Consider the following 25273-nt stretch of genomic DNA (forward strand, 5'->3'; position numbering starts at 1 on the left):
GTTCCCATGCTAAGCCAAGTCACTTAAATTCCAATATCAAGTGACTCAGCTCCAAGCAGAATCGTTATTGCTCGTAGGTTCTCTCTACGTGTACTTCTTCAACCAACTCTCGAACGATAGCGGTTGCGAAACAACCTGCGTCTAGAGAGAACTTAAGCGTGACATTATCTTTGTTCACTTCCCAAGTTAAATCGGTTGGTTTTAACGATGCTTCACGACGGTCATGGCGCATGCGGTTACCGCGAATCAGCGCCATTAGGTCAGGTTCAGAATCAAGATGTTTTTGCTCTAACGCTTGAGACTCATCAGTCGTTGGCAAAGTATTATCGCCAGCCAAAGCAACAGTAACCCATGCAGCGCCATTCGCGATGTCTTGGTTTACTGCTTCGATATTGTCCGCAGTTACCGCTAGTTGAGCGCCGTCTTTCATGACAATATCGCCAACCAATGCCGATGCAAACGCATCTTGCTCAATACGGTCCGACAGGATCAGGTTGTAAATCCACGAGCGAGCCGCAGAAAGGTACAAGCTGCGCTTATTCTGGTTACGAGTACGAACGTTATCACGGCCCCAACGACGAGCTTCAGATAAGTTGTTACCTTCATTACCAAAACGCTGAGCACCGAAGTAATTTGGCACACCGACTTGAGCGACTTTTTCCAAACGTTTTACGACATCATCACAGTCTGTTACTTCAGACAAAGTCAGCTCGAATTGGTTGCCAACTAAATCACCCGGACGTAACTTTTTGTTGTGTCTTGCTGTCGCCAAGATCTCAATGCTTGGGTACTGTGCTAAGAACCCTGAAAAGTCAGGCTCACCTTTTGGTAGGTGTACACTCAACCACTGCTCTGTCACAGCGTGGCGGTCTTTCAAACCCGCCCAGCTCACGTCTTTCGACTTAACACCGCAAGCTTTAGCCAGCTCATTGGCCACGAAGCTCGTGTTCTCACCCGTTTTACGGATGCGAACCATGAGATGCTCGCCTTCGCCGGTAAATTCAAAACCCAAGTCTTCATTAACGACAAAGTGTTCGGCTTTTGCTTTTAGTTTTGCTTTCGCAGTTGGTTTACCGTTTAGATAAGCCAATGAAGATAAAATATCTGACATGCTGTTCTTTTCGTGTTGGTGCTTACGCACTTTTGGTAATTAGGACCACCGCTTCACATGCGATGCCCTCTTTGCGACCTGTAAAACCTAAACGCTCTGTGGTCGTCGCTTTTACATTCACATTACTGATGCTGGTTTCTAAGTCTTGTGCAATAGCTTGGCACATAGAGTCTATATGAGGCGCCATTTTTGGTGCTTGCGCCATGATAGTAATATCGGCATTACCAATCACGTAGCCTTGCTCTTTTACTCGACGATAAACATCTTTCAGTAGCTCACGGCTATCCGCACCTTTCCATTCGTCATCGGTATCAGGGAAATGACGACCAATATCACCCGCAGCAATCGCACCCAATAGAGCGTCACATAACGCATGTAGGGCAACATCACCGTCTGAGTGTGCAATAAGACCTTGTTCATAAGGGACGCTCACGCCACCAATAATTACCGGGCCTTCACCACCAAACTTATGTACATCAAAGCCATGGCCAATACGAATCATCATTATTCCTTATTCTGACTTAAATAGAACCCAGCAAGCGCTAAATCTTCAGGCTGAGTAATCTTAAAATTATCTGAACGCCCCGCCACTAAAGCGGGCGATAAACCTTTCCATTCAAAGGCTGAGGCTTCATCAGTAATTGAAGCGCCTTGTTGCAACGCCTCACTTAATGCCTTCCACAGAGGCTTTGCTCTGAACATTTGCGGCGTAAGTGCATGCCATAAATCGGCACGCTCAACGGTATGCTCGATCTGCCCTTGGGCACCGCGCTTCATCGTGTCACGAACTGGAGCCGCTAAAATAGCGCCCACATCATGGCTCATCGCGCCGGAAATTAGCTTGTCGATATCACTTAGCTGAACACACGGCCTTGCCGCATCGTGAACCATTACCCAATCACTAAGCTGCTGCTCAGCGATATAGTTTAGCGCAGAGAGTACAGAGTCCGCTCGCTCGCTTCCGCCTGACACTCTGATCACTTGCGGGTTCAGGTTGAGTGCTAGATCTGGGTAGTATGGGTCATCATCGCTGATCGCAACGACAATTTGAGCGACTTGTGGGTGAGACAGTAATTTCTCAATGGTGTGCTCTAAAATTGTTTTGCCGTGAATCTTGAGATATTGCTTAGGGCGGTCTGCCTTCATTCGGCTACCGACGCCCGCCGCAGGTACAACGGCAATCACGCTTTGAAGTTGAGTCGACATTAATGGGATTCCTCACCAATGATGCGATAAAACGTTTCACCTTCTTTGACCATTCCAAGTTCATGACGTGCGCGTTCTTCTATCGCGTCTAAGCCTTGGCGTAGATCGTCAATTTCAGCAAACATTTCTGCATTTCGAATATGCAGCTTTTCATTTACTTGCTGTTGAACTTGGATTTCGTTGTTCACACCGTAGTAATCAGAGATACCATTTTTACCGAGCCACAGTGTGTGTTGTAGCCAGCCAAACACTATGAGCAGTACTAAAGCAAAAATTCGCATAACACCTTTCGCCGGTTGAAAAAGAAGGAACTAGAATAAGGCACATATATACCATAATGAGCTTATTGGTGCGAGATATGTGGTGTCAGGGAATCAATAAGTCGGGGAGTCATTGTCAGGAAAACAATGAGATTCCCTACTCCTTCCTTCGTCAGTCTAGGGAATGACGAACTTTATATGTGACAAGGAGGAGCTTTAGAGCCTAGAGCTTCTTTCATTCAGTTTTCTACAGACAAAAAATGCCCCGCATAAGCGAGGCATTCAAAAGTATTAGTGCATAATTCTAACTAGTTGGTGCTGTAGCAAGGCAACAAAGAAGATTCAGCTATGGAGCATAGTTTCCTATGTGACTTAGTGAATCTTCTGCAGTTAACGCAGCTACAGTGCCAAATAGGACGAATTATTGACCTTTAACTTCTTTAAGACCGTTGTAAGGAGCTTTAGAACCTAGAGCTTCTTCGATACGGATAAGTTGGTTGTACTTAGCAACACGGTCAGAACGGCTCATAGAACCAGTTTTGATTTGACCTGCAGCTGTACCTACCGCTAGATCAGCGATAGTTGCATCTTCAGTTTCGCCAGAACGGTGAGAGATTACTGCAGTGTAGCCAGCGTCTTTAGCCATCTTGATAGCAGCTAGAGTCTCTGTTAGAGAACCGATTTGGTTGAACTTGATAAGGATAGAGTTAGCTACGCCTTTCTCGATACCTTCAGCAAGAATCTTAGTGTTTGTAACGAACAGATCGTCACCAACGATTTGAAGTTTGTTGCCTAGAAGTTCAGTTTGGTGCTTGAAGCCATCCCAATCTGACTCGTCAAGACCGTCTTCAATAGAAACGATTGGGAAGTTGTTCGCTAGCTCAGCTAGGTAGTGGTTGAACTCTTCAGAAGTGAAAGTTTTACCTTCGCCCTTCATGTTGTAGATACCAGCTTCTTTGTCGAAGAACTCAGATGCTGCACAGTCCATAGCAAGAGTAACGTCTTTACCTAGTTCGTAACCAGCAGCTGCAACAGCTTCTGCGATAACTTCTAGAGCTTCAGCGTTAGACTTAAGGTTAGGAGCGAAACCACCTTCATCACCAACTGCAGTGCTGTAGCCTTTAGACTTAAGAACTTTAGCTAGGTTGTGGAATACTTCAGCGCCGATACGTAGACCTTCTTTAAGAGTTTTAGCGCCAACTGGTTGGATCATGAACTCTTGGATGTCAACGTTGTTATCTGCGTGCTCACCACCGTTGATGATGTTCATCATTGGTAGAGGCATAGAGAACTGACCAGCAGTACCGTTTAGCTCAGCGATGTGCTCGTATAGAGGCATGCCTTTCGCAGCAGCAGCAGCTTTTGCGTTAGCTAGAGATACAGCTAGGATAGCGTTCGCGCCGAACTTAGACTTGTTATCAGTACCGTCTAGGTCAAGCATGATTTGGTCAACGTCAGCTTGTGCTTTAGCGTCAGTACCAACTAGAGCTTCAGCGATTGGGCCGTTTACAGCTTCAATAGCTTTAAGAACACCTTTACCTAGGAAACGTGATTTGTCGCCGTCACGTAGCTCAAGAGCTTCGCGAGAACCAGTAGATGCGCCAGATGGAGCAGCAGCCATACCTACGAAACCGCCTTCTAGGTGTACTTCAGCTTCTACAGTTGGGTTACCACGTGAATCGATGATTTCACGACCTAGAACTTTAACGATCTTAGACATTGAATGTTTCCTTCTCGTTGAATATATAAATGTCAAATTTAAAGGTAGCAGCACAACTTACGCAGCTACCTGTATTCCTTTTTACTTCTCTAACTCGCCGCGCTGGAACTCACCAGCCGCTTTAACGAAACCTGCAAACAATGGGTGACCATCGCGAGGTGTTGAAGTGAACTCTGGGTGGAATTGAGCAGCAACGAACCATGGGTGGTTCGGGTTCTCAATAACTTCAACCAGTTTCTTGTCCGCAGATAGACCCGATACTTTTAGGCCCGCTTTTTCGATTTGTGGACGAAGATTGTTGTTCACTTCGTAACGGTGACGGTGACGTTCATGGATCGTCGCGCTACCGTATAATTCGTAAGCTTTCGTCCCTTTCGCTAGGTGACAAAGCTGTGAACCAAGACGCATTGTGCCGCCAAGGTCAGATGTTTCTGTACGCTCTTCAACTTTACCTTCGCCATCAGTCCACTCAGTGATAAGACCAACAACTGGGTACTTAGTTTCAGTACAGAATTCAGAAGAGTGTGCCCCTTCCATTTTCGCAACGTTACGAGCGTACTCGATAAGTGCTACTTGCATACCTAGACAGATACCTAAGTACGGTACTTTGTTTTCACGAGCGTATTGAGCAGCAAGAATCTTACCTTCAACACCACGGTCACCAAAGCCACCAGGAACTAGGATTGCATCTAGGCCTTCTAAAACTTCTACGCCACGAGACTCAACGTCTTGTGAATCTACGTATTTAATATTAACGCTTAGGCGATTTTTCAAGCCCGCGTGTTTTAGCGCTTCATTTACTGATTTGTATGCGTCTGGTAGTTCAATGTACTTACCAACCATACCAATCGTCACTTCACCCGTTGGGTTAGCTTCTTCGTAAATTACTTGTTCCCATTCAGACAGGTCTGCTTCTGGAGCTGTGATGCCGAAACGCTTACATACAAGTTCATCAGTACCTTGAGCTTTAATAAGCTGAGGGATCTTGTAGATAGAGTCAACATCGCGCATAGAAATAACTGCATTTTCTTGCACATTACAGAACAGAGCAATTTTCTTACGCTCGTTCGAAGGAATGTTGCGGTCTGAACGACAAACTAGGATGTCTGGCTGAATACCAATAGACAGTAGCTCTTTTACAGAGTGTTGCGTTGGCTTAGTTTTCACTTCGCCCGCAGCTGCTAGGTATGGCACTAGAGTAAGGTGCATGAACATTGCGCGTTCACGGCCTAGTTCTACTGCTAGCTGACGAATCGCTTCCATGAATGGTAGAGATTCGATATCACCAACCGTACCACCAACTTCAACGATCGCGATATCGTGGCCAGCTGCGCCAGAAATAACACGCTCTTTGATAGAGTTAGTGATGTGTGGGATAACCTGAATTGTTGCACCTAGGTAATCACCGCGACGCTCTTTTGCTAGTACGTCTGAGTAAACACGACCTGCAGTGAAGTTGTTACGCTTAGTCATCTTGGTGCGAATGAATCGCTCATAGTGACCAAGGTCAAGGTCTGTTTCAGCGCCATCTTCCGTAACGAACACTTCACCGTGCTGAGTCGGGCTCATAGTGCCTGGATCAACGTTGATGTAAGGGTCAAGCTTCATCATAGTCACTTTAAGACCACGAGCTTCTAAAATAGCCGCAAGAGATGCTGCAGCAATACCTTTACCTAGAGAGGATACAACCCCGCCAGTAACAAAAATGTAATTTGTCGTCATGTTTAACCTGAAATTGGTTGAATGAGGGAAATGGACTACTTCTGGACGGGATGAAAATATACCAGAAGCCCCTTATCGCCACAACGTGAAATCTATCACACTGCTATTTTTTATTTTTTGCTTCAAATCAATTCATGATAAAAGCTTTGGTTATCTTTTCTCCGCCACTTTGACTTCACCCCACATGGAATCAAGCTGTTGTAGTGAAAAATCGGTCAAATTTTTACCTTGCTGACGAACTTTTTGTTCCACCCCTTTAAAGCGACGCGAAAACTTGAGATTGGCTTTATTGAGTGCCGATTCTGGGTTTTTACCTAAATGTCGTACCAAGTTAACGGTCGCGAACAGTAAATCCCCCAGCTCTTCTTCAACCAATTCTTCATTTGGCGTCACTTGAAGTGCCTCTTCCAGCACCTCATCGACTTCCTCTAAAACCTTATTAGCCACTGGGCCAATAGAGTCCCAATCAAAGCCATATTTCGCTACCTGTTTTTGAATCTTTGTAGCACGTGAAAGCGCAGGTAGAGAGTTTGGTATTGAGTCTAGAATACTTTCTTGAGTTTTGCCTGCCTGAGCTTTTTCTTTGGCTTTTTCAGCTTCCCAGTTGGCATTAATTTCTTCATCGCTCGCAAACTCGGTATCAGAAAACACATGCGGATGGCGGCGTGTTAGCTTTTCGTTAATGCCATCAACCACATCAGAGAACTCAAACACCCCCTGTTCTTTCGCTAACTGGCTATAGAAGATCACCTGAAACAACAAGTCACCCAACTCTTCTTGTAGGTTCGGCCAATCTTTGTTGTGAATCGCATCCACCACTTCGTACGTCTCTTCGATAGTATGCGGGACAATTGTTTCAAAATTTTGTTTTAAATCCCAAGGACAGCCACCTTCTGGATCGCGCAGCTTAGTCATAATTTGTTCTAGTTGTTCAATCGGGTGGCTCATGGTGCTTTCCTATTATTCTGTTTGATTGTTTTAATCTAATTCTTTTCTTAAAACTAAAAAAGGTGAGCAGCCAAAACCACTCACCTTTCTATTTTTCGTCATCTCCAAGAGTGAAGTATGAGCGAGTTGGGGATCTCAAACCGCTTGGCGAGATTCCCTATCACGTTCGTCCCTCACTGTAGGGAATGACATAAATGACACAAAAGGATCATCCAAGTCTCTTAACGCTCATTACATCTTTGATCTGCTCGACTCGACTTGTCACTCGGCTCAGAATCTCAATATTGGTCACTTCCAAATCGAAATCCATTACCGATAGCTGACGCTTGTAGTCGATGCGGCTCTTCATTGTGGTCACGCTGATCTTTTCATTCGAGAACAGTGAGGTGATGTCTTTCAACAAGCCATTACGTTCTAGCGCTTCAACACGCAGCGTTAGGATGTATGAACCGACAAAGCCATTACCCCAAACGGTATCAATGATACGTTCTGGCGCATGCACGCTTAGCTCGCCTAGCTGTTCACAGTCAGCGCGGTGCACTGAGATACCACGACCTTGAGTGATGTAACCTTTAATCACATCACCTGGGATTGGCTGACAGCAACGCGCTAGGTGCGTCATTAGGTTATCAACGCCCTCAACCACTACCGCATCTTTCTTCGGACGACTCTGTTGTGCCGGCTTGTTTTCCGACTCAAGCAGTTTCTCTAGCGCTTTCTTGTCTTCTTCTTCCGCCGTTGGCTTATTCACTAGCGCATTGATGTGATTAACCACTTGGTTAATACGCAAGTCGCCACTACCAATACCTGCATAGAGTTCGTCTGGCGTATTCACGTTAAAGCGTTTTAGTGCGTATTGATCAGCATCTTTTAGGGTTGCGCCTACTTTCGCTAGCTCAACTTCCAGGATATCACGACCCGCTTCTAGGTTTTTCTCACGGCTTTGTGCGCGGAACCAAGCGTTGATTTTCGCTCGAGCTCGACCAGAATGAACAAAACCTGTGGTTGGATTTAACCAGTCACGAGATGGGTTCGGCTCTTTCTGCGTGATGATCTCAACTTGATCGCCCATCGATAGTTTATGAGTGAACGGTACGATACGCCCCGCTACTTTGGCACCGATACAGCGGTGTCCGACCATCGAGTGGATGTGGTAGGCGAAATCCAACGGGGTTGCGCCCATTGGTAAGTCGACCACGTCACCACGTGGAGTAAATGCGTATACACGGTCATCGAAGACTTGGCTGCGTACCTCATCCAGCATCTCGCCAGAGTCCGACATCTCTTCTTGCCAGTCGATAAGTTTACGCAACCAAGTGATTTTCTCATCGTAGCCACTACGGCCGCTTGAAGCTCCTTCTTTGTACTTCCAGTGCGCCGCCACACCAAGCTCAGAGTCTTCGTGCATTTGCTTAGTACGGATCTGAATCTCAATGGTCTTGCCTTCAGGGCCAAGTACTACGGTATGAATCGACTGGTAACCATTTGGCTTAGGGTTCGCCACATAGTCATCAAATTCGCTCGGGAGGTGCTTGTATTTAGTGTGTACCACCCCAAGGCCGGCGTAACAGTCTTGCAGCTGGTCAGCGATAATACGTACTGCTCGTACGTCAAAAAGCTCATCGAAGGCTAAGCCTTTCTTCTGCATTTTGCGCCAGATACTGTAGATGTGTTTTGGTCGGCCACTCACTTCAGCATTGATGTTTGAACGCTGCATTTCTGCGGTTAAATCATCAACGAAATCTGTGATGTATTGTTCACGAACGATACGACGCTCAGACAGCTGTTTTGCAATCTGCTTGTAGGTATCTGGTTGTTGGTAGCGGAATGCGTAATCTTCGATTTCCCACTTAAGTTGGCCGATACCTAAACGGTTTGCCAGTGGGGCATAGATGTTAGAACACTCTTTTGCGGCCGCGCGACGCACAGCATCAGGCGCTTTTTTTACCTCGATAAGGTTACAGATTCGTTCAGCGAGTTTGATGACTACGCAGCGGAAATCATCGACCATAGCCAGTAGCATGCGTCGAACGTTATCAACTTGACCCGAGGCAGCACTGCCTTCAAGGGTCACGTTTAACTGGCCTAAGGCCGCCATTTCTTCAACGCCATCGATCAACTTTACGGTTTCTTTACCGTAGCTTTCTTCAAACGCTTCGCGCTCAAAAACGCCGCTTGAGACGACGGGGAAAAGTTGTGCAGCAATTAAAGTGGCACGGTCCATGGACAAGGTGACCAAGATTTCGATCATCTCACGGCCACGCCAAAGCAAGAGCGATGCTTGCTCGTGATCTTTTAAAAGTTCTTCACAGTGACGATAAACTTTAATCAGTTTATTCGAGGTTTTTGCGTCTTGATTCAATGACGCAATCCAACTTTCTAGCTCAAACTGTTCGCTTGGGTTTAAATGTGCGCTTCGTACCGCAACCATCATGCCTTCCTAGTTATTATGTTTTATACCCAATTCAATATGACTAACTGGTTCCAAGTTAGTTCGACCATATTGATATCAGCGCAGGCTTCCCTGCGCCTTTGTGATTCATTTGAAGCCTTGTTTAAGGGCCTCTAAGCCTTGATAAAGAGAGCCATAGATTCTAGATGACTGGTGTGTGGGAACATGTCCAACATACCCAGTTTGGCTAATTGATAGCCTTGTTTTTCTAAGCTCTCAGAATCTCTAGCTAGAGTAGCAGGATTACACGAAACATAAACCACACGCTTCGCTCCTAACGCTGAAATTTGATCAACGATCCCACTCGCTCCCGCACGTGCCGGGTCAAGCAATACTTTATCGAATTTCTCTTTTGCCCAAGGCTGTGAAGATAAGTCTTCTTCAAGGTTAGCTTGGTAAAATTCTGTATTGCTTAACTGGTTTAACGCTGCATTAGATGCGGCTTGCTGAACCATTTCATCAACGCCTTCTACACCAACCACAAACGCCGATTGTTGCGCGATAGGCAGACTAAAGTTACCGAGACCACAAAACAGGTCTAGCACTCGCTCATCCGCTTGAGGCTCTAGCCACTCAATCGCTTGAGCCACCATCTGCCGATTCACTTTCTGGTTTACTTGGATAAAGTGGTTTGGCTCAAACGGTAACGTCACGCCAGTTTCGCTGTAAGAAGGTGTATCGCCGACTAAGCGAACCAACTTATCGGTTTCAGGCATCGAATACAGCGTAGCGCCTTCTTCTTTTGCTAACGCAATCAGCGCTTGCTCATCTTTTTCAACCAGAGGCTTAAGGTGACGTAGCACCATAACAGGGCCAGTATCGCCCAACACCAATTCAACGTGTCCTAAAGACGTAAGGCTGTTGAAAGTGTTCAGTAAATTTTTCAGTTTTGGCAGCAACACATTAAGGCGAGGATCAAGCACGGCACAGTCGGTGATGTTTTCAATCTGCTTACTCTGCTTCTTACGGAAACCGAATTGAAGCTGTTGCGTCTTCTTATCAACAAATAGGCTGATACGTGCGCGACGTCGATAACCGGTTTCATCACCGACAATAGGTTGTGCAACTTCAGTGTTCGCCGTTTGGTATTGGCTCATCAGGTGCGTCAGAGATTGCGATTTATGCTCAACCTGAGAAGAGTAACCTAGGTGTTGAAGGTGACAGCCACCACACTGATTAAAGTGCTTACAAAACGGCTTTAAACGCTGCTCGCTCGGCTTCAATAACTTGATGAGTTTAGCTCGCGAAAACTTACTTTTGCTCTCAGTAAGTTGAATAACCACCTGCTCACCGGGCAATGCGCCATCAATGAAAACCGGTTTATTCTTTTGATAAGCGATGCCAGCGCCATTGTGATCCATTCGTTCAACCAAAACCGATTGATGCTTGGTCTCGAGTTGAGTTTTCTTTTTTGGTTGGAAAAAACGTGCCATTGCTTGTGCCTAATGTATCTTTTAATAAGTAATTGGTATCCAGGACTCACTATTATGTCTTGGAATCATTGTCGAACGTCACGGCTTTGATTAAGCTTACCGTTCACTTAACCGCCATTGTGTGCGTTATTTTCCCATATCCAGACCTCGATGTAATTAAAGAACATGACCAGATATGGCTTAAGAGCCCGTGTAATTACCTTAACTCTAGCTCCAACCCTGATTATTGGGTTGCTATTGAGTGCATTTTTTTCATTTAACCGCTATCAAGACCTTGAAGGTCAAGTGGTTAACACTGGTACTAGCATCATTGAGCCACTTGCGATTGCGAGTGAATCAGGCATGAAGCTCGAAAGTCGAGAGTCTGTTCGTCAGCTTATTAGCTATGCGCATCGAAAGAATTCTAAGCTAGTGCGCAGTATCGCGGTGTTTGATGAGCGTCATGAGTTGTTTGTAACCTCAAACTTCCACCCCGATTTTGAAAGCCTGACCTACCCCAAAGATAAACCGATCCCGCATTTAAGCTCATCGAACCTTCTCGATAATACGCTGATCCTGCGGACACCTATCATCGCCGAAGGCCAGTACATCAATTCAACCAACGGTCAGTCTCAAGCTAATCAAGCGATCGGCTACATTGCGATTGAATTAGATCTTTCATCACTTCGATTGCAGCAATATCAAGAAGTGTTCTCTGCATTCTTAGTGTTGATTCTCGGGCTTGGTTTATCGGGTGTGTTTGCGTTCCGCTTAATGCACGATGTCACTCAACCGATCACACACATGAAAAACATGGTCGACCGAATTCGTCGAGGTCACCTAGATGTGCGTATCGAAGGTAAGATGCATGGTGAGCTAGACTCGCTGAAAAACGGTATCAATGCGATGGCGGTATCGCTATCAGAGTATCACGTCGAGATGCAGCACAGTATCGACCAGGCCACATCAGATTTGCGTGAAACTCTTGAACAGCTAGAGATTCAAAACGTTGAGTTAGACATCGCGAAGAAACGCGCTCAAGAAGCGGCTCGTGTTAAGTCTGAGTTCTTAGCGAATATGTCTCACGAATTGAGAACGCCGCTGAACGGTGTGATTGGCTTTACTCGTCAAATGCTCAAGACTCACCTATCGAACAGTCAAACCGATTACCTACAAACCATTGAACGCTCGGCAAACAACCTGCTTAGCATCATCAACGATATCTTGGACTTCTCGAAACTTGAAGCCGGTAAATTAGCCCTAGAGAACATCCCATTTGAATTCCAAGCCAGCCTTGAAGAGGTAGTAAACCTTCAAGCAACCAACGCTCATGAGAAAGGCCTAGAACTGACACTGAAGATCGACCCTAAAGTACCGCCAGGTGTGGTGGGCGATCCACTGCGTATTCAGCAGATCCTAACCAACCTTGTTGGTAACTCAATCAAGTTTACCGAACGCGGCAACATTGATATCAGCGTTGAGCTTCGCTCACAAAGTGAAGACAACATCGAGCTGCAATTCATGGTTCGCGATACGGGTATTGGTATTTCTGAGCGTCAACAAGCTCAGCTTTTCCAAGCTTTCAGCCAAGCCGATGCAAGTATCTCTCGTCGTTACGGCGGTACAGGCTTAGGTCTGGTTATCACCCAAAAACTGGTCAGCCAAATGGGCGGAGAGATCAGCCTAACCAGTCGTCTTCACCAAGGCTCTACCTTCTGGTTCACCTTGAGACTATCAACGACTGATATGCCGATGACAGAGCTGATTGAGACGCAGTGTCTGCAAGACAAACAACTGCTGCTTATCGAGCCAAACATGCAAGCGGCATCGATTACTCAGCAAATCCTAACCCAAGAAGGCTTAGTGGTAACGTATCGTTCGGTGATGCCAGATGAGACGACCTCGTATGACTACGTTCTGCTTAACCTAGCCGCCAACCAAGAGTATCAATTTGATACTGTGAGTGGTTGGGCGATCGGTGCGAAGAAGATTGCTCAAAACGTGATTATTGGTACACCAAGTACCGAGCTAGCGTTGGGTGAGCAACTAATGAAAGAGGTCGATGTTCAGTGCATCACCAAGCCTCTTTCTCGTAAGAAGTTGCTGCAAACTCTGGTATCGAATCAGGCACCTACCTTGATTGCACCAGCGATTGAAACGCATTCTGAAGAGAAGTTACCGCTTACTGTGATGGCAGTAGACGACAACCCAGCCAACCTTAAGTTGATTACCGCGCTGCTTAAAGAGCGTGTAGAAACCGTCATCAGTTGTACCAGTGGTCAGCAGGCGATAGACAAAGCGACAGAGACGCCATTTGATATCATCTTCATGGATATTCAAATGCCACAGATGGACGGTGTAACCGCTTGTCAGAACATCAAAAAACTGGCGAACAATGCGAATACACCTGTAATTGCCGTGACCGCACATGCAATGATTGGCGAACGAGATCGACTGCTTGAAGCGGGCATGGATGACTACCTAACCAAACCTATTGAAGAGCATGTTTTACAGCAGGTTTTGATTCATTGGAGCTCGACCTCTGAGGTTGAGCACATCGAAAAAATAGATCCAGACCACCCAGCGGTCTCTGCTGAAGTCGACAACGGTCCGGTGTCAGAAACTGAAGCCAGCGTGCACACAAACATCATCATTGATTGGCAAGCTGCGATGAAACAAGCCGCCAATAAAGAAGACCTCGCACGCGATATGCTGCAAATGCTCGTCGACTTTATTCCAGAGGTGTATGAGGCAGCAGACAAAGCGATAGAAGACAGTGACTATCCAGTTGAAGAGCTGATACACATCATTCACAAGATGCATGGCAGCAGCTCGTACAGCGGCGTACCAAGGCTAAAATCGGTATGTGCGACAATAGAGAAAGAGCTGCGTTCAGGTACTTCTGTTGAAGACATTGAACCTGAGCTTTTCGAGCTTCAGGATGAATTAGATAAGGTTCAAGCAACCGCGATTCACTACTTGAAACAGGCGAAGGCCTAGCGGGTACTTGTTACTCACTAGTATTCTTTAGAGGGTTTACCCGCCAATAAAAAAGCAGAGCTCATGAGCTCTGCTTTTTTCTGTCTAGAGCCAAGAGCACTAGATATAAAGTCGCGATAATCTGTTTACGATTCGAGTAACACCGTTGCCACAGCGTAGTGACGCTCATCCGAGATAGTCAGATGAATCGATGTTGTGCCATTCGCCTCTGCGATTTCACGCGCTTTCTTGTGTAAGCTCAATACTGGCTTACCATGCTCATCGTTTGAAATCTCAAAGTCGTGGAAGGTAACACCCAGCGCAATCCCCGTACCTAACGCCTTAGATGCAGCTTCTTTAGCAGCAAAACGTTTTGCAAGGTAACGGCCTTTTTGCTTCAACTGTTGGAATACTTCAAACTCAGAATCCGTCAAAATACGCTGAGCAAAAGCGTCGCCACTTCGCGACAGCGCCTTCTCGACACGTTCGATTTCTGCGATATCTGTACCTAATCCAACAACTGCCATGTTTCCTCTACTACTTAACTTCTGTCTAATGATTAACTGTACATCGCTTAGTGCCGACGACTTGCCGAACTAAGCGTTGTTACGTGCTGTTTCCATGATTGCTTTCATGTCTGCAACGGCTTTGTTTAAGCCATCAAACACTGCACGTCCCATGATCGAGTGACCGATGTTCAGCTCGTAGATCTCTGGAAGTGCCGCAATCGGTGCTACGTTGTGGTAAGTCAGACCATGACCCGCATTGACTGTGATACCTAAGTCATCTGCATAGCTTGCGCCTGCTGCGATCTTCTTAAGCTCGTCTTGTTGATCTTCTTCTGTCTTAGCATCAGCATAGTGACCCGTGTGCAGTTCAATGAACGGTGCGCCACACGCTTTTGCAGCATCGATTTGCTCACGGTCAGCATCGATAAACAGAGATACCTTGATACCTGCTGCAGACAGTTTTTGTGTCGCCGCTTTGATCTTCTCTAGTTGACCAACTACGTCCAAGCCACCTTCAGTGGTTAGCTCTTCACGTTTTTCAGGAACCAGACAAACAAACTCAGGATTAGTATCGAGTGCAATTTGAACCATCTCGTCCGTTACGGCCATCTCCAAGTTCATGCGAGTTTGAAGTGTTTCAGCCAGAATACGCACATCGCGATCAACGATGTGACGACGGTCTTCACGCAGGTGAATAGTAATGCCATCTGCACCAGCACGTTCAGCGATTTCAGCTGCGTGTACTGGATCTGGGTATTTAGTACCACGTGCATTACGTAGTGTTGCAATATGGTCGATATTAACGCCTAAAAGGATTGAGCTCATTTTCCAATACTCCGTGCTCTGGAGAGGGCTATTGTTGGCATAAATAGCTCTCTACTTTTTAATGGTTTGCCGCCAAGATACGGCTTTAAGGCTATGCGTGTAAAGCGTTTTGCCGCTTTTAACTGCTCTTTAGTGATAAACCTACGTTCGCTGATTGCAATAAGTTCATCGCCCATAAAAGTCAGGTTATCTCGACGTACTGAAGCGATGAAACCTTTCTGCTCTCGATAGCGATAAGTCATGCTCGGATCAATCGCTTCGCCAGTGCCCGCGCAGTGTAAAAAGTCGACGCCGTAACCCATAGCAGATAATAGAGCCAGCTCAAAGCGACGCAGTGCTGGCTCAGGATTATCATTATGCGCCAGCTCTGTTAAAGCATGAAGATAGTCGTGAAAAAGTGCAGGCATCGGTACTTCCGCCATCAATACCCGACCGATAAGCTCGTTCACGTACATGCCTGAATACAGATTAATACCGGCGAGAGGGAGCCCCAAGCTGATGGGTTCAGCTTGGCGTAAGGTTTTCATCGAACCATTACCAGACCACTTAAGCAATAGCGGCGTAAAAGGTTGTAATGCACCTTTCAAATTGGAACGCTTGCTGCGAGCGCCTTTAGACATCAACGTCACCCGACCGAACTCTTCGCTGAAGACGTCCAAGATCAGGCTCGACTCACTGTATGGTCGACGGTGCAACACAAAGCATCGCTGTAACCCTTCGCTCAATCACTTACCCTTATTACAGATACAAAAAGAGAGAGTTCGCACTCTCTCTTGGATTTATCTTCAGTTCAACTTTCTTAATCTCAGAAAGTGACGTTCAATATATTATAGATCGTCGATGTAGCCTAACGAGCGAAGTGCACGCTCATCATCAGCCCAGCCAGATTTAACCTTGACCCAAGTCTCTAGGTAAACCTTACGGCCGAATAGCTCTTCCATATCGATACGCGCTTCACGACCAATCGTTTTGATCTTCTCGCCCGCTTTACCAATCACCATTTTCTTCTGGCCTGTACGCTCAACAAGAATCAGTGCATTGATGTGGAAGCCATCGTTATCTGGGTTGTAATCGAAACGTTCGATTTCAACCGTTACCGAGTAAGGTAGCTCGTCACCCGTAAAGCGCATCAGCTTTTCACGGATAATTTCAGAGGCCATAAAACGTTGCGAGCGATCAGTCACGTATTCTTCAGGGAAGTGGTGTGTCGCTTTAGGTAAATGTTCACGTACGTGCTTACGCAGTACATCAATATTTTTACCTTGCTTCGCTGAGATTGGCACTACATCAATGAAGTCCATCTTCTTAGAGACTTCCATCATGTGCTGCATCACGTTAGTACGGTCTTGAACGTTATCTACTTTGTTGATGCAAAGTACAACTGGGAAGTCAGTCTTCTTCAGTTTGTTCAGAACCATCTCATCGTCGTCAGTCCAGTGAGTACCATCGACAAGGAAGAATACTAGGTTTACATCACTCAATGAGCTGTTCGCCGCACGGTTCATCAAGCGGTTGATGGCACGCTTTTCTTCAATATGAAGTCCAGGAGTATCAACAAAGATCGCTTGGTAATCACCCTCAGTTTCAACGCCCATAATACGGTGACGTGTCGTCTGTGGTTTACGTGATGTAATAGAAATCTTCTGACCCAGAATATGGTTCAGAAGCGTCGACTTACCTACATTTGGGCGACCGACAATAGCGATGAAGCCACAGTGTTGGTTTTCCGGTAGGCCTGTTTTTTTGCTATCAGATGAAAAGAATGCATCGATATCGAAATCTTGGTTGTTATCAGACATTGCTTAGTTGCTCTAATGCTGTTTCAGCAGCCGCTTGTTCTGCCTTGCGGCGGCTAGTGCCTTTACCGATAACAGGTTTATCCACACCTGCCACTTCACACTCAACCGTAAACTCTTGGTTGTGTGCTTCACCTTTAATATTAGTCACTGTGTAGACAGGTAGAGGATTTCTTCGACCTTGCAAAAACTCTTGTAGGCGAGTTTTCGGATCTTTTTGAGATACTCCAGGCTGAATAGCATCTAGGCGAGATTGGTACCAGCTTAAAATAATGCCGCGAACCGTCTCGGTATCACTATCTAAATAGACAGCGCCGATGATCGCTTCAACCGCATCCGCTAGAATAGAATCACGACGGAAACCGCCACTCTTCAACTCACCTGGACCTAATTTTAAGTAATCTCCTAGTTCGAATTCACGACCTAGTTCTGCCAATGTATGACCACGTACTAATGTTGCGCGCATGCGGCTCATATCACCTTCGTTTACCTTAGGAAAACGGTGGTAAAGATCATCAGCGATAACAAAACTTAAAATTGAATCGCCCAGAAACTCAAGACGTTCGTTATGTTTACCTGCGGCGCTGCGGTGAGTCAGCGCCAAGTGGATAAGATCGGCATCATTAAACTGATAGCCAATCTTTCTCTCTAGTTTATCAATTGGAGAATTCATGCTCTCTCGATGTGTTATGTGATCGATTAATGAATCCCACCGATGCGATTAAAACGCACACCAGTAGGAATCCATGTTGGAAGTACACTGTCTGAACCGCGTTCGAATTCGAAGCTGATCCAAATAGCAACGGCCTTACCAACAAGGTTTGCTTCAGGGACAAAGCCCCAGTAACGGCTATCGGCACTGTTGTCACGGTTATCACCCATCACAAAGTACTGGCCTTCTGGAACGACCCATTCGTTAACACCATTGCGAGGCTGATATGCTTGCACACGATCGCGGCGCAATGGGTTAACTAAAATCTGGTGTTCTACGTCTCCAAGCTGTTCGTTCAGCTGAATCAGAGGCACACCATCTTGAATAAATTGGCTCTCTTCAACATTACTTAGTTTCACTGGTTCACAGCTACTTGTACCCTTCGCCTGAATGCAGATCTCTTTACGACTGCTGTAGCGAATGGTGTCACCTGGCATACCAACAACACGCTTGATGTAGTCGATGTTAGGCTGAGGTGGGTACTTAAATACGATTGAATCACCACGCTCTGGCTTGCCCGTTTCTACCAGTTGAGTGCGCCATACTGGGTCTTTTAGACCGTACGCGTACTTCTCTACCAAGATGAAGTCACCAACCAAAAGCGTTGGCATCATCGAGCCAGAAGGGATTTGAAACGGTTCATAAATAAATGAACGCAGAACCAAAACAAATGCAATTACCGGGAAAATGGACACACTGTTCTCAACCCACCAAGGTTGAGCCGTAACTTTTGCGCTAGTTTCAGCGTCTAGGCCATTCGATTGTGCTTCAACGTCAGCAAGCTTTTGCTGGCGCTTCTTCGCCCACACAAACTTTTCCAACGCCCATACAATGCCGGTCACTAGAGTTACGATCACTAAGATAAGCGAAAATGTATTAGCCATTGATATCCCTTAAATTTCATTTCTTTAAAAATAACGAAAGTGAAAGAGTAGCGAGCTACTCTTTCACTTTCAATTATTCGTTTAATGCTGGATAAAGTTAATCTTTGCCAACATGAAGGATTGCAAGGAAAGCTTCTTGAGGCAGTTCAACGTTACCGATCTGCTTCATACGCTTCTTACCTTCTTTTTGTTTCTTAAGAAGTTTCTTCTTACGACTGATATCACCACCGTAACATTTTGCGATTACGTTCTTACGCAGTTGTTTCACTGTAGAACGAGCAATGATGTGGTTACCAATCGCTGCTTGAATCGCGATATCGAACATCTGACGAGGGATGAATTCTTTCATCTTCTCTACCAGTAGACGACCACGAGACTGAGCAATATCTTTGTGCGTAATGATAGCTAGTGCATCAACTGTTTCGCCATTCAGCAGTACGTCTACACGTACCATGTTTGATGGCTCGTAACGTTGGAAGTTGTAATCCAATGATGCATAGCCGCGAGACGTTGACTTCAGACGGTCGAAGAAGTCTAGAACTACTTCTGCCATAGGAAGATCGTACGTCACAGCAACTTGGTTACCGTGGTAGACCATGTCTACTTGTACGCCACGCTTCTCAACACACAGTGTGATTACGTTACCTAGGTAATCCGAAGGTACCAGAATATTACAGCGTGCAATTGGCTCACGAATTTCTTCTAGGTCATTAACCGCTGGCAGTTTAGCCGGGCTATCAACGTAAAGAACCGTTTTATCTGTTTTTACAACTTCATACACTACTGTTGGAGCAGTTGTGATTAGGTCTAGGTCGTATTCACGCTCTAGACGCTCTTGGATGATCTCCATGTGAAGCATTCCTAAGAAGCCACAACGGAAACCAAAACCAAGTGCTGCTGAACTTTCTGGTTCAAAGAACAGTGATGCATCGTTCAGGCTTAATTTGCCTAACGCGTCACGGAAGTTTTCGTAGTCATCAGATGATACAGGGAATAGACCAGCGTATACCTGAGGCTTCACTTTTTGGAAACCAGGTAGACGTTCAGTGCTGCCGCCTTTTGCAAGCGTCAACGTATCACCAACTGGTGCACCTAGGATGTCTTTAATACCACAAACGACCCAACCTACTTCGCCAGTATTTAGCTCTGTAGTATCGATTTGCTTAGGCGTGAAGATACCTAGACGGTCAACACCCCATACTTGGTCTGTCGACATTACTTTGATCTTATCGTTCTTCTTCAGCTTACCGTTTTTGATACGAACCAAAGAAACTACGCCAAGGTAGTTATCGAACCAAGAGTCAATGATCAACGCTTGTAGAGGCGCTTCAGGATCACCTTCCGGTGGCGGGATTGCCGTCACGATGTTTTCTAGAACATCATCAACACCCAAACCTGTTTTCGCAGAACAGCGAGTCGCTTCCATCGCATCGATGCCAACGATCTCTTCGATTTCTTCAGCAACACGTTCTGGTTCAGCAGCTGGTAGGTCAATCTTGTTCAAGATTGGCACTACTTCCAGTTCCATTTCGATTGCTGTGTAACAGTTTGCTAGAGTTTGTGCTTCAACACCTTGGCCAGCATCCACTACAAGTAGTGCGCCTTCACAAGCCGCTAGAGAACGAGATACTTCGTAAGAGAAGTCTACGTGTCCAGGAGTGTCGATAAAGTTAAGTTGGTAAGTTTCACCATCTTTAGCTTTGTAATCTAAAGTCACACTCTGCGCTTTAATTGTAATACCACGCTCGCGTTCTATATCCATAGAATCGAGGACTTGAGCTGCCATCTCACGTTCACTTAATCCTCCACAAACTTGGATTAAGCGGTCAGAAAGGGTCGACTTACCGTGGTCGATGTGGGCGATAATCGAAAAATTACGAATGTGCTTCATAGGCTTGGTGTGACTAAACTCTTTGAATAGGGATAATAAGAAAGCCGCGACGCGTCCAATCTACAGTCAGCATTGGTGGCGGCATTTCAATCAAGTTGGCAGATTCTACCCAATTTAAGGGCAAGAAGCATCATAAATTAGACGAGAGACTCACCTAGGATTCGAATCAAGACGACTTCTTGCTTGGATTTGTCTTCCATGGGTTTGGCTAACCGCTTCGCTAAGGCAATCCCACCAGCAGTAAACAGTGCTGCACTTAAGATAACAATGCCCTCGCCCCCCTGGAGTAAGGGTTGTAACAAGAGTTGCCCAAAACCAGCACCAATCATCAACATGAAAAGTGGGATGAGATAAACAATCGCCGCCGACTGAAGTAGGCTTTTTTCTGGAAAGCCAATTTCTACGATTTGTCCAGCTTTGACTAAGCTTTTGGTTTTAAGCTGCCAAAACAAAGATTTATTGCCAACAGCCTTGGTCACAATACCCGTACCGCAGTTTTTTTGAGAAGAACAGCTGCTACAACTGGTTTGTTGTTCGCAGCTCAATTGAACAAAGTATTGCTTACCTTTTTGTTCAACCGAGCTAACGGTCGCCAGCGCGGTCATCATTGCGCTTGTACCGATTTATTAAATGTAACTGACTGAGCAATACGTTTTGCAGTTGCCGGCGGAATGTCACCAACCACAGAGATCTCTTTATCGCCAATCACTAAGCTGTGCAAGGTTCTACGCCCTTGACGCACCAGCTGCCCTTTCAATGAATGCTCATCTTTTTCCGCGATATAAACCGAAAAGTTAAACAGTCCATCACTGAAAAGCTGACTTTCAACCATTTTATCGGTCGCAGCCATTTGATAGCGGCTAAGCTCTTTTGATTTAAACCCTTCAGGAATCCACGACGCTTGCCAGTTAGTTTCACTCACTAAGCCTTCCGGTAATGATAAAACTTTCGGCAATTGAGCTTGGCTCAAGCCACCCATAGCCTCAGCAATCTTATCGTTCACCACGTAAGAGATAGTGCGGTACTGTTCAAGCACTTCGCCATCACGATCCAAAAGGTCGGCACGCAAAGGAAGATTCGTTTTTTCGTCTACCCAAACCACGTAAGAGTAGCGAAGGCCATCTTTCGGCACGACACGCAGCACTTGAGTGGTGCTACCTGCTTCACGAGAGCGACCAACTTTCACAAAGTCGTAGTACTGATTCAGAGATTCGATATCTCGATTAATCATCGGAATAACAGGCGCAACCATGCTGCCTGACTGAATCGTAAATGGCTCTGTACCCGGCTCGATGTAGCTAACTTCGTTGCCACGTCGAATGACTTCACGAACAGGGCCGCTTAGATAAACAAGGTGTGCAAGTTGTTGGTCGTCGTTAACCGCATGGCGATAAACAAGAGGCTCAATACTGCTCTTCTTTATCAAAATGTAGGAGAGTTCGTAATTTAGATGCTGACTGGCCTCGTTCATTTGATGCAACAAGGCCTTTGCAGTGGTTTCCTCTGCAAAGGCTGTTGGAGACATCAAGCTGAACAGTGTCAGTGCACTGACCAGGATTTTCTTCATTCAATGTCCGATTCTAGATGTGCATCTTGCATTGGCGATGCATCACTGTTTAATCTTAGCTGCAGCTCATAATCTTCTAACAATGCATGAACGCGTTTGCGCTGCTCTTGCAAGTTAGCTTCAGATGCTGGTTTCTCAACAGAGTCACGCGTTAAACTTACTGGTTCCGCAGAACCGGCAAATGGAATCGTCTGGAGTACAGGCAACTGCTCTGGTGCTGCAGGGTCGCTACCACCATATTGTTGAACACCTATTACAACGGCTAATGAAACACACGCTGCCACGGCAACTTGTCCAAACTGTTGTAACCACGCCGGAAGCTGACGCTTCGCTTGCTGAGGTTTAGGTTGCTCTTCAATTGGAGCAACAGTAGGTTCAACATTCACTTGGTGCAGGTTCGACATTGAACCATGTGCAGGCTCGTTCTCAAGCGCTGCCGCTACACTATTAGCAATGTTCCACTCTGGAGTTTCTGGCGAATCCCCACGCATAACATCACCAATTAAATGGTAACTCTGCCAAGTATCCATGCTTTCTTGATCAGATTCTAGATCTACAATGAGAGCTTTATCGATCGTTTCACCATCCATGAGTGCCGAAAGCTTTTCTTTATCAGCCATTATTTTCACCATAATTATTACAAGTTCTAGCGTTGCAAAAGAGGTTTGATTTTCTTTTCCACCGCTTCACGAGCTCGGAAAATACGCGAACGTACGGTTCCTACAGGGCAATCCATTACTTCTGCAATCTCTTCGTAGCTCAAACCTTCGAGCTCTCGCAACGTCATTGCAGTTTTTAAGTCTTCTGGTAGCGCTTCAATCGCTCCAAAAACAACTTGTTTCAATTCTTTAGACAGCGTTAAGTTCTCAGGGTTCGATATTTCTTTTAACGCGCTGCCTGTTTCGTAATATTCTGCATCTTCTGCATCTACATCGGTTGCTGGCGGCCTACGGCTTTGGGCAACGATATGATTTTTAGCGGTGTTCACGGCAATTCGGTATAACCATGTATAGAAGGCACTCTCGCCACGAAAGTTAGGTATCGCGCGGTAAGCTTTAATAAAAGCTTCTTGTGCTACATCAGGTACATCACCGGAATTATTCACGTATCGAGAGATAAGATTACAAACTTTGTTTTGATACTTAACCACTAGTAAGTTAAATGCCTGCTTATCTCCACTCTGAACTCGCTCAATCAACACTTGATCGGTTAGCTGCTCGTTCATTCGAGCGGGTACTCCTATTGTTATAACCCTCACCTTCACAGATATGGGTACTAATTATGCGAAATGTAGTATTGACACCACCGTCTACAAGAGCACTATTGTGACTAAGCCAAATACCGAAAGTTCCAACTTTCTTAAAATTATTTGCCATTATTGTTTCACAATGTGATGTAATAAAAATAGCTATCCCTATCAATTTGGGGAAACTTGAGCAAAAGCAATGGTATTGAGCAATTAAATATTTCTAGATAGCTGTCTATATATTGATTTTGCATAGCGTTTAAGGATGACTCTGGAGAGATTATAACAGTCTTAGCCAAACTCCTAAAACAAGACAAAGTCAATTGAGAGTGGACAACTCGACTATAGCCCGGGATTTAATAAGTTTTATGAACGCAAACCGTGAACATCAGTGTGATGTATTAGTGGTAGGAAGTGGTGCGGCAGGCTTGTCATTAGCCTTACGCGTAGCAGAACATGCAAAAGTAATTGTATTAAGCAAAGGACCACGCAGCGAAGGATCGACGTATTACGCACAAGGTGGTATCGCCGCGGTGTTCGATGAGTCGGACAGTATTGAGTCTCATGTAGAGGATACTCAAATCGCTGGGGCTGGGTTATGCGAAGAAGATACAGTTCAATTCATTGCTGAAAATGCGAAAGAGTGTGTGCAATGGCTGATTGATGGTGGTGTTCCATTTGATAAAGATGAGAACAGCACAGAAGGCCAACCAAAATATCACCTCACTCGTGAGGGTGGCCACAGTCACCGCAGAATTCTGCACGCTGCCGATGCAACTGGCATGGCGATGCAAACCTCACTACAAGATAACGTCAACAACCACCCAAATATCGAGATCTTCGAGCGCCACAATGCGCTGGATTTGATCACGGAAGATAAGATTGGTGGTTCAAAAGACAAGGTGATCGGTGCCTACATTTGGAACCGTAACCAAGAACATGTTGAAACCGTGCGCGCTAAGTTTGTTGTATTAGCAACAGGCGGCGCTTCAAAGGTTTACCAATACACCTCTAACCCAGATGTTTCTTCAGGTGATGGTATTGCTATCGCTTGGCGTGCGGGTTGTCGTGTGGCAAACCTTGAGTTCAACCAGTTCCACCCAACTTGTTTATTCCACCCAGAAGCGCGTAACTTCCTACTAACGGAAGCACTGCGTGGTGAAGGTGCTTACTTGCGTCGTCCAGATGGTTCTCGCTTTATGAAGGACTTCGATGAGCGCGGTGAACTGGCGCCACGTGATGTGGTTGCTCGTGCAATTGACTTCGAAATGAAGCGCTTGGGTGCCGACTGTATGTATGTTGATATCAGCCACAAGCCTGAAGAATTCATCACAGCGCACTTCCCGATGATCCATACTCGCTTGATGGACTTGGGCATCGATATGACCAAAGAGCCGATCCCTATCGTACCAGCCGCTCACTACACGTGTGGTGGTGTCATGGTGAATAAGCAGGGTCAAACCGACCTAACGAACTTGTATGCGATTGGCGAAGTGAGCTACACCGGCTTACACGGTGCAAACCGAATGGCTTCTAACTCACTGCTTGAGTGTGTGGTTTACGCATGGGCAGCAGCAAAAGATATCGTTGAGAACATCGACCAATCTCAACTGTGCGCTGAACTGCCAGCATGGGATGAAAGCCAGGTCACCAACAGTGATGAAGAAGTTATCATTCAACACAACTGGCACGAACTGCGCCTATTCATGTGGGATTACATGGGCATTGTTCGAACGGATAAACGACTAGAGCGAGCATTGCGTCGCATTCAGATGCTGCAACAAGAAACTCATGAGTACTACAGCTACTTCAAGGTTTCGAATAACCTATTAGAACTGCGTAACTTGCTACAAGTGGCAGAGCTAATGGTTCGTTGTGCAATGCAACGTAAAGAGAGCCGCGGCCTCCACTACACGTTGGATTACCCTGAACTTGCAGAAGACAGTGGCCCAACGATTCTGACGCCAGAGAAACGCCAATCATAATAATTGGTTAAACGTGCTTAGCGAATTAGCCGTCAGCGGAAAATGATT

The 25273-nt window shown here is 45.8% G+C and carries 22 protein-coding genes; 2 read left to right on the forward strand and 20 right to left on the reverse strand.

The window, feature by feature from the left end:
* Nucleotides 1–64 precede the first annotated feature (64 nt).
* From truD to rlmD, 9 genes are all read right to left on the reverse strand, one after another.
* Nucleotides 65–1111 carry a tRNA pseudouridine(13) synthase TruD gene (truD, locus tag AB4323_RS22420; protein ID WP_372153401.1) on the reverse strand — a complete coding sequence of 349 codons (1047 nt, stop codon included), beginning with the start codon at nt 1109–1111 and terminating at the stop codon, nt 65–67.
* 22 nt (nt 1112–1133) lie between these two features.
* The gene (gene ispF, locus AB4323_RS22425; RefSeq protein WP_017067356.1) at nt 1134–1613 is read right to left on the reverse strand and encodes a 2-C-methyl-D-erythritol 2,4-cyclodiphosphate synthase; all 480 of its coding nucleotides are present in this window, start codon (nt 1611–1613) and stop codon (nt 1134–1136) included.
* A 2-nt stretch (nt 1614–1615) separates the two neighbouring features.
* Nucleotides 1616–2317 (reverse strand): 2-C-methyl-D-erythritol 4-phosphate cytidylyltransferase, encoded by a 702-nt coding sequence (gene ispD / locus AB4323_RS22430; protein ID WP_372153402.1) that lies wholly within the window; start codon nt 2315–2317, stop codon nt 1616–1618.
* Complete coding sequence (gene ftsB, locus AB4323_RS22435) at nt 2317–2598, reverse strand: cell division protein FtsB (protein WP_010435786.1); 282 nt, start codon at nt 2596–2598, stop codon at nt 2317–2319. Before ftsB ends, ispD begins: the two co-directional genes overlap by 1 nt.
* A 400-nt stretch (nt 2599–2998) precedes the next feature.
* Nucleotides 2999–4297, reverse strand: a complete 1299-nt coding sequence (eno, locus tag AB4323_RS22440) for a phosphopyruvate hydratase (RefSeq protein WP_017063215.1) — start codon at nt 4295–4297, stop codon at nt 2999–3001.
* A gap of 81 nt (nt 4298–4378) precedes the next feature.
* Nucleotides 4379–6019: a CTP synthase gene (locus tag AB4323_RS22445; protein WP_017063214.1), complete on the reverse strand. Its 1641-nt coding sequence runs from the start codon at nt 6017–6019 to the stop codon at nt 4379–4381.
* Between the two features lie 150 nt (nt 6020–6169).
* Entirely contained in the window at nt 6170–6967 is a 798-nt protein-coding gene (mazG, locus tag AB4323_RS22450) for a nucleoside triphosphate pyrophosphohydrolase (protein WP_102333132.1), read from the reverse strand.
* A gap of 208 nt (nt 6968–7175) precedes the next feature.
* A complete protein-coding gene (gene relA, locus AB4323_RS22455) occupies nt 7176–9398 on the reverse strand; it encodes a GTP diphosphokinase (RefSeq protein ID WP_017059036.1) in 2223 nt (740 codons plus the stop codon).
* 134 nt (nt 9399–9532) lie between these two features.
* On the reverse strand, nt 9533–10852 hold the full coding sequence (rlmD, locus tag AB4323_RS22460; protein ID WP_102333133.1) for a 23S rRNA (uracil(1939)-C(5))-methyltransferase RlmD: 1320 nt from the start codon (nt 10850–10852) through the stop codon (nt 9533–9535).
* Between the two features lie 165 nt (nt 10853–11017).
* Between rlmD and barA the strand changes: the two genes are divergently transcribed.
* A complete protein-coding gene (barA, locus tag AB4323_RS22465; RefSeq protein WP_372116635.1) occupies nt 11018–13831 on the forward strand; it encodes a two-component sensor histidine kinase BarA in 2814 nt (937 codons plus the stop codon).
* 125 nt (nt 13832–13956) lie between these two features.
* Here barA and acpS read toward each other — a convergent pair whose 3' ends face one another.
* The 11 genes from acpS to rpoE all read right to left on the reverse strand — a co-directional run bounded on the left by acpS (nt 13957) and on the right by rpoE (nt 23219).
* Nucleotides 13957–14337 (reverse strand): holo-ACP synthase, encoded by a 381-nt coding sequence (acpS, locus tag AB4323_RS22470; protein ID WP_017059039.1) that lies wholly within the window; start codon nt 14335–14337, stop codon nt 13957–13959.
* Between the two features lie 69 nt (nt 14338–14406).
* Nucleotides 14407–15144, reverse strand: coding sequence for a pyridoxine 5'-phosphate synthase (pdxJ, locus tag AB4323_RS22475; RefSeq protein WP_017059040.1), 738 nt, complete (start codon nt 15142–15144; stop codon nt 14407–14409).
* The gene (gene recO, locus AB4323_RS22480) at nt 15141–15869 is read right to left on the reverse strand and encodes a DNA repair protein RecO (RefSeq protein WP_019826299.1); all 729 of its coding nucleotides are present in this window, start codon (nt 15867–15869) and stop codon (nt 15141–15143) included. The genes pdxJ and recO overlap by 4 nt, the downstream gene beginning before the upstream one ends.
* 102 nt (nt 15870–15971) lie before the next feature.
* Nucleotides 15972–16943 (reverse strand): GTPase Era, encoded by a 972-nt coding sequence (era, locus tag AB4323_RS22485; RefSeq protein WP_017059042.1) that lies wholly within the window; start codon nt 16941–16943, stop codon nt 15972–15974.
* Entirely contained in the window at nt 16936–17613 is a 678-nt protein-coding gene (gene rnc, locus AB4323_RS22490) for a ribonuclease III (RefSeq protein WP_017059043.1), read from the reverse strand. Before rnc ends, era begins: the two co-directional genes overlap by 8 nt.
* 26 nt (nt 17614–17639) lie before the next feature.
* A complete protein-coding gene (gene lepB / locus AB4323_RS22495) occupies nt 17640–18536 on the reverse strand; it encodes a signal peptidase I (protein WP_017068697.1) in 897 nt (298 codons plus the stop codon).
* A 97-nt stretch (nt 18537–18633) separates the two neighbouring features.
* A complete protein-coding gene (lepA, locus tag AB4323_RS22500; protein WP_017059045.1) occupies nt 18634–20427 on the reverse strand; it encodes a translation elongation factor 4 in 1794 nt (597 codons plus the stop codon).
* A gap of 137 nt (nt 20428–20564) precedes the next feature.
* Nucleotides 20565–21035 (reverse strand): SoxR reducing system RseC family protein, encoded by a 471-nt coding sequence (locus AB4323_RS22505; protein WP_017059046.1) that lies wholly within the window; start codon nt 21033–21035, stop codon nt 20565–20567.
* On the reverse strand, nt 21032–21994 hold the full coding sequence (gene rseB / locus AB4323_RS22510) for a sigma-E factor regulatory protein RseB (protein WP_017059047.1): 963 nt from the start codon (nt 21992–21994) through the stop codon (nt 21032–21034). Before rseB ends, AB4323_RS22505 begins: the two co-directional genes overlap by 4 nt.
* On the reverse strand, nt 21991–22614 hold the full coding sequence (locus AB4323_RS22515) for a sigma-E factor negative regulatory protein (RefSeq protein WP_017059048.1): 624 nt from the start codon (nt 22612–22614) through the stop codon (nt 21991–21993). Before AB4323_RS22515 ends, rseB begins: the two co-directional genes overlap by 4 nt.
* Before the next feature lie 26 nt (nt 22615–22640).
* Entirely contained in the window at nt 22641–23219 is a 579-nt protein-coding gene (gene rpoE, locus AB4323_RS22520; protein ID WP_008223963.1) for an RNA polymerase sigma factor RpoE, read from the reverse strand.
* A gap of 389 nt (nt 23220–23608) precedes the next feature.
* Here rpoE and nadB point away from each other — a divergent pair, with 389 nt between their 5' ends.
* Nucleotides 23609–25225 carry an L-aspartate oxidase gene (gene nadB, locus AB4323_RS22525; RefSeq protein WP_017059049.1) on the forward strand — a complete coding sequence of 539 codons (1617 nt, stop codon included), beginning with the start codon at nt 23609–23611 and terminating at the stop codon, nt 25223–25225.
* Nucleotides 25226–25273: the final 48 nt, after the last annotated feature.

Origin of the sequence: Vibrio sp. 10N.261.52.C11, from assembly GCF_041471405.1 — a bacterium.
In the GTDB taxonomy this organism is placed as follows: domain Bacteria; phylum Pseudomonadota; class Gammaproteobacteria; order Enterobacterales; family Vibrionaceae; genus Vibrio; species Vibrio crassostreae_C.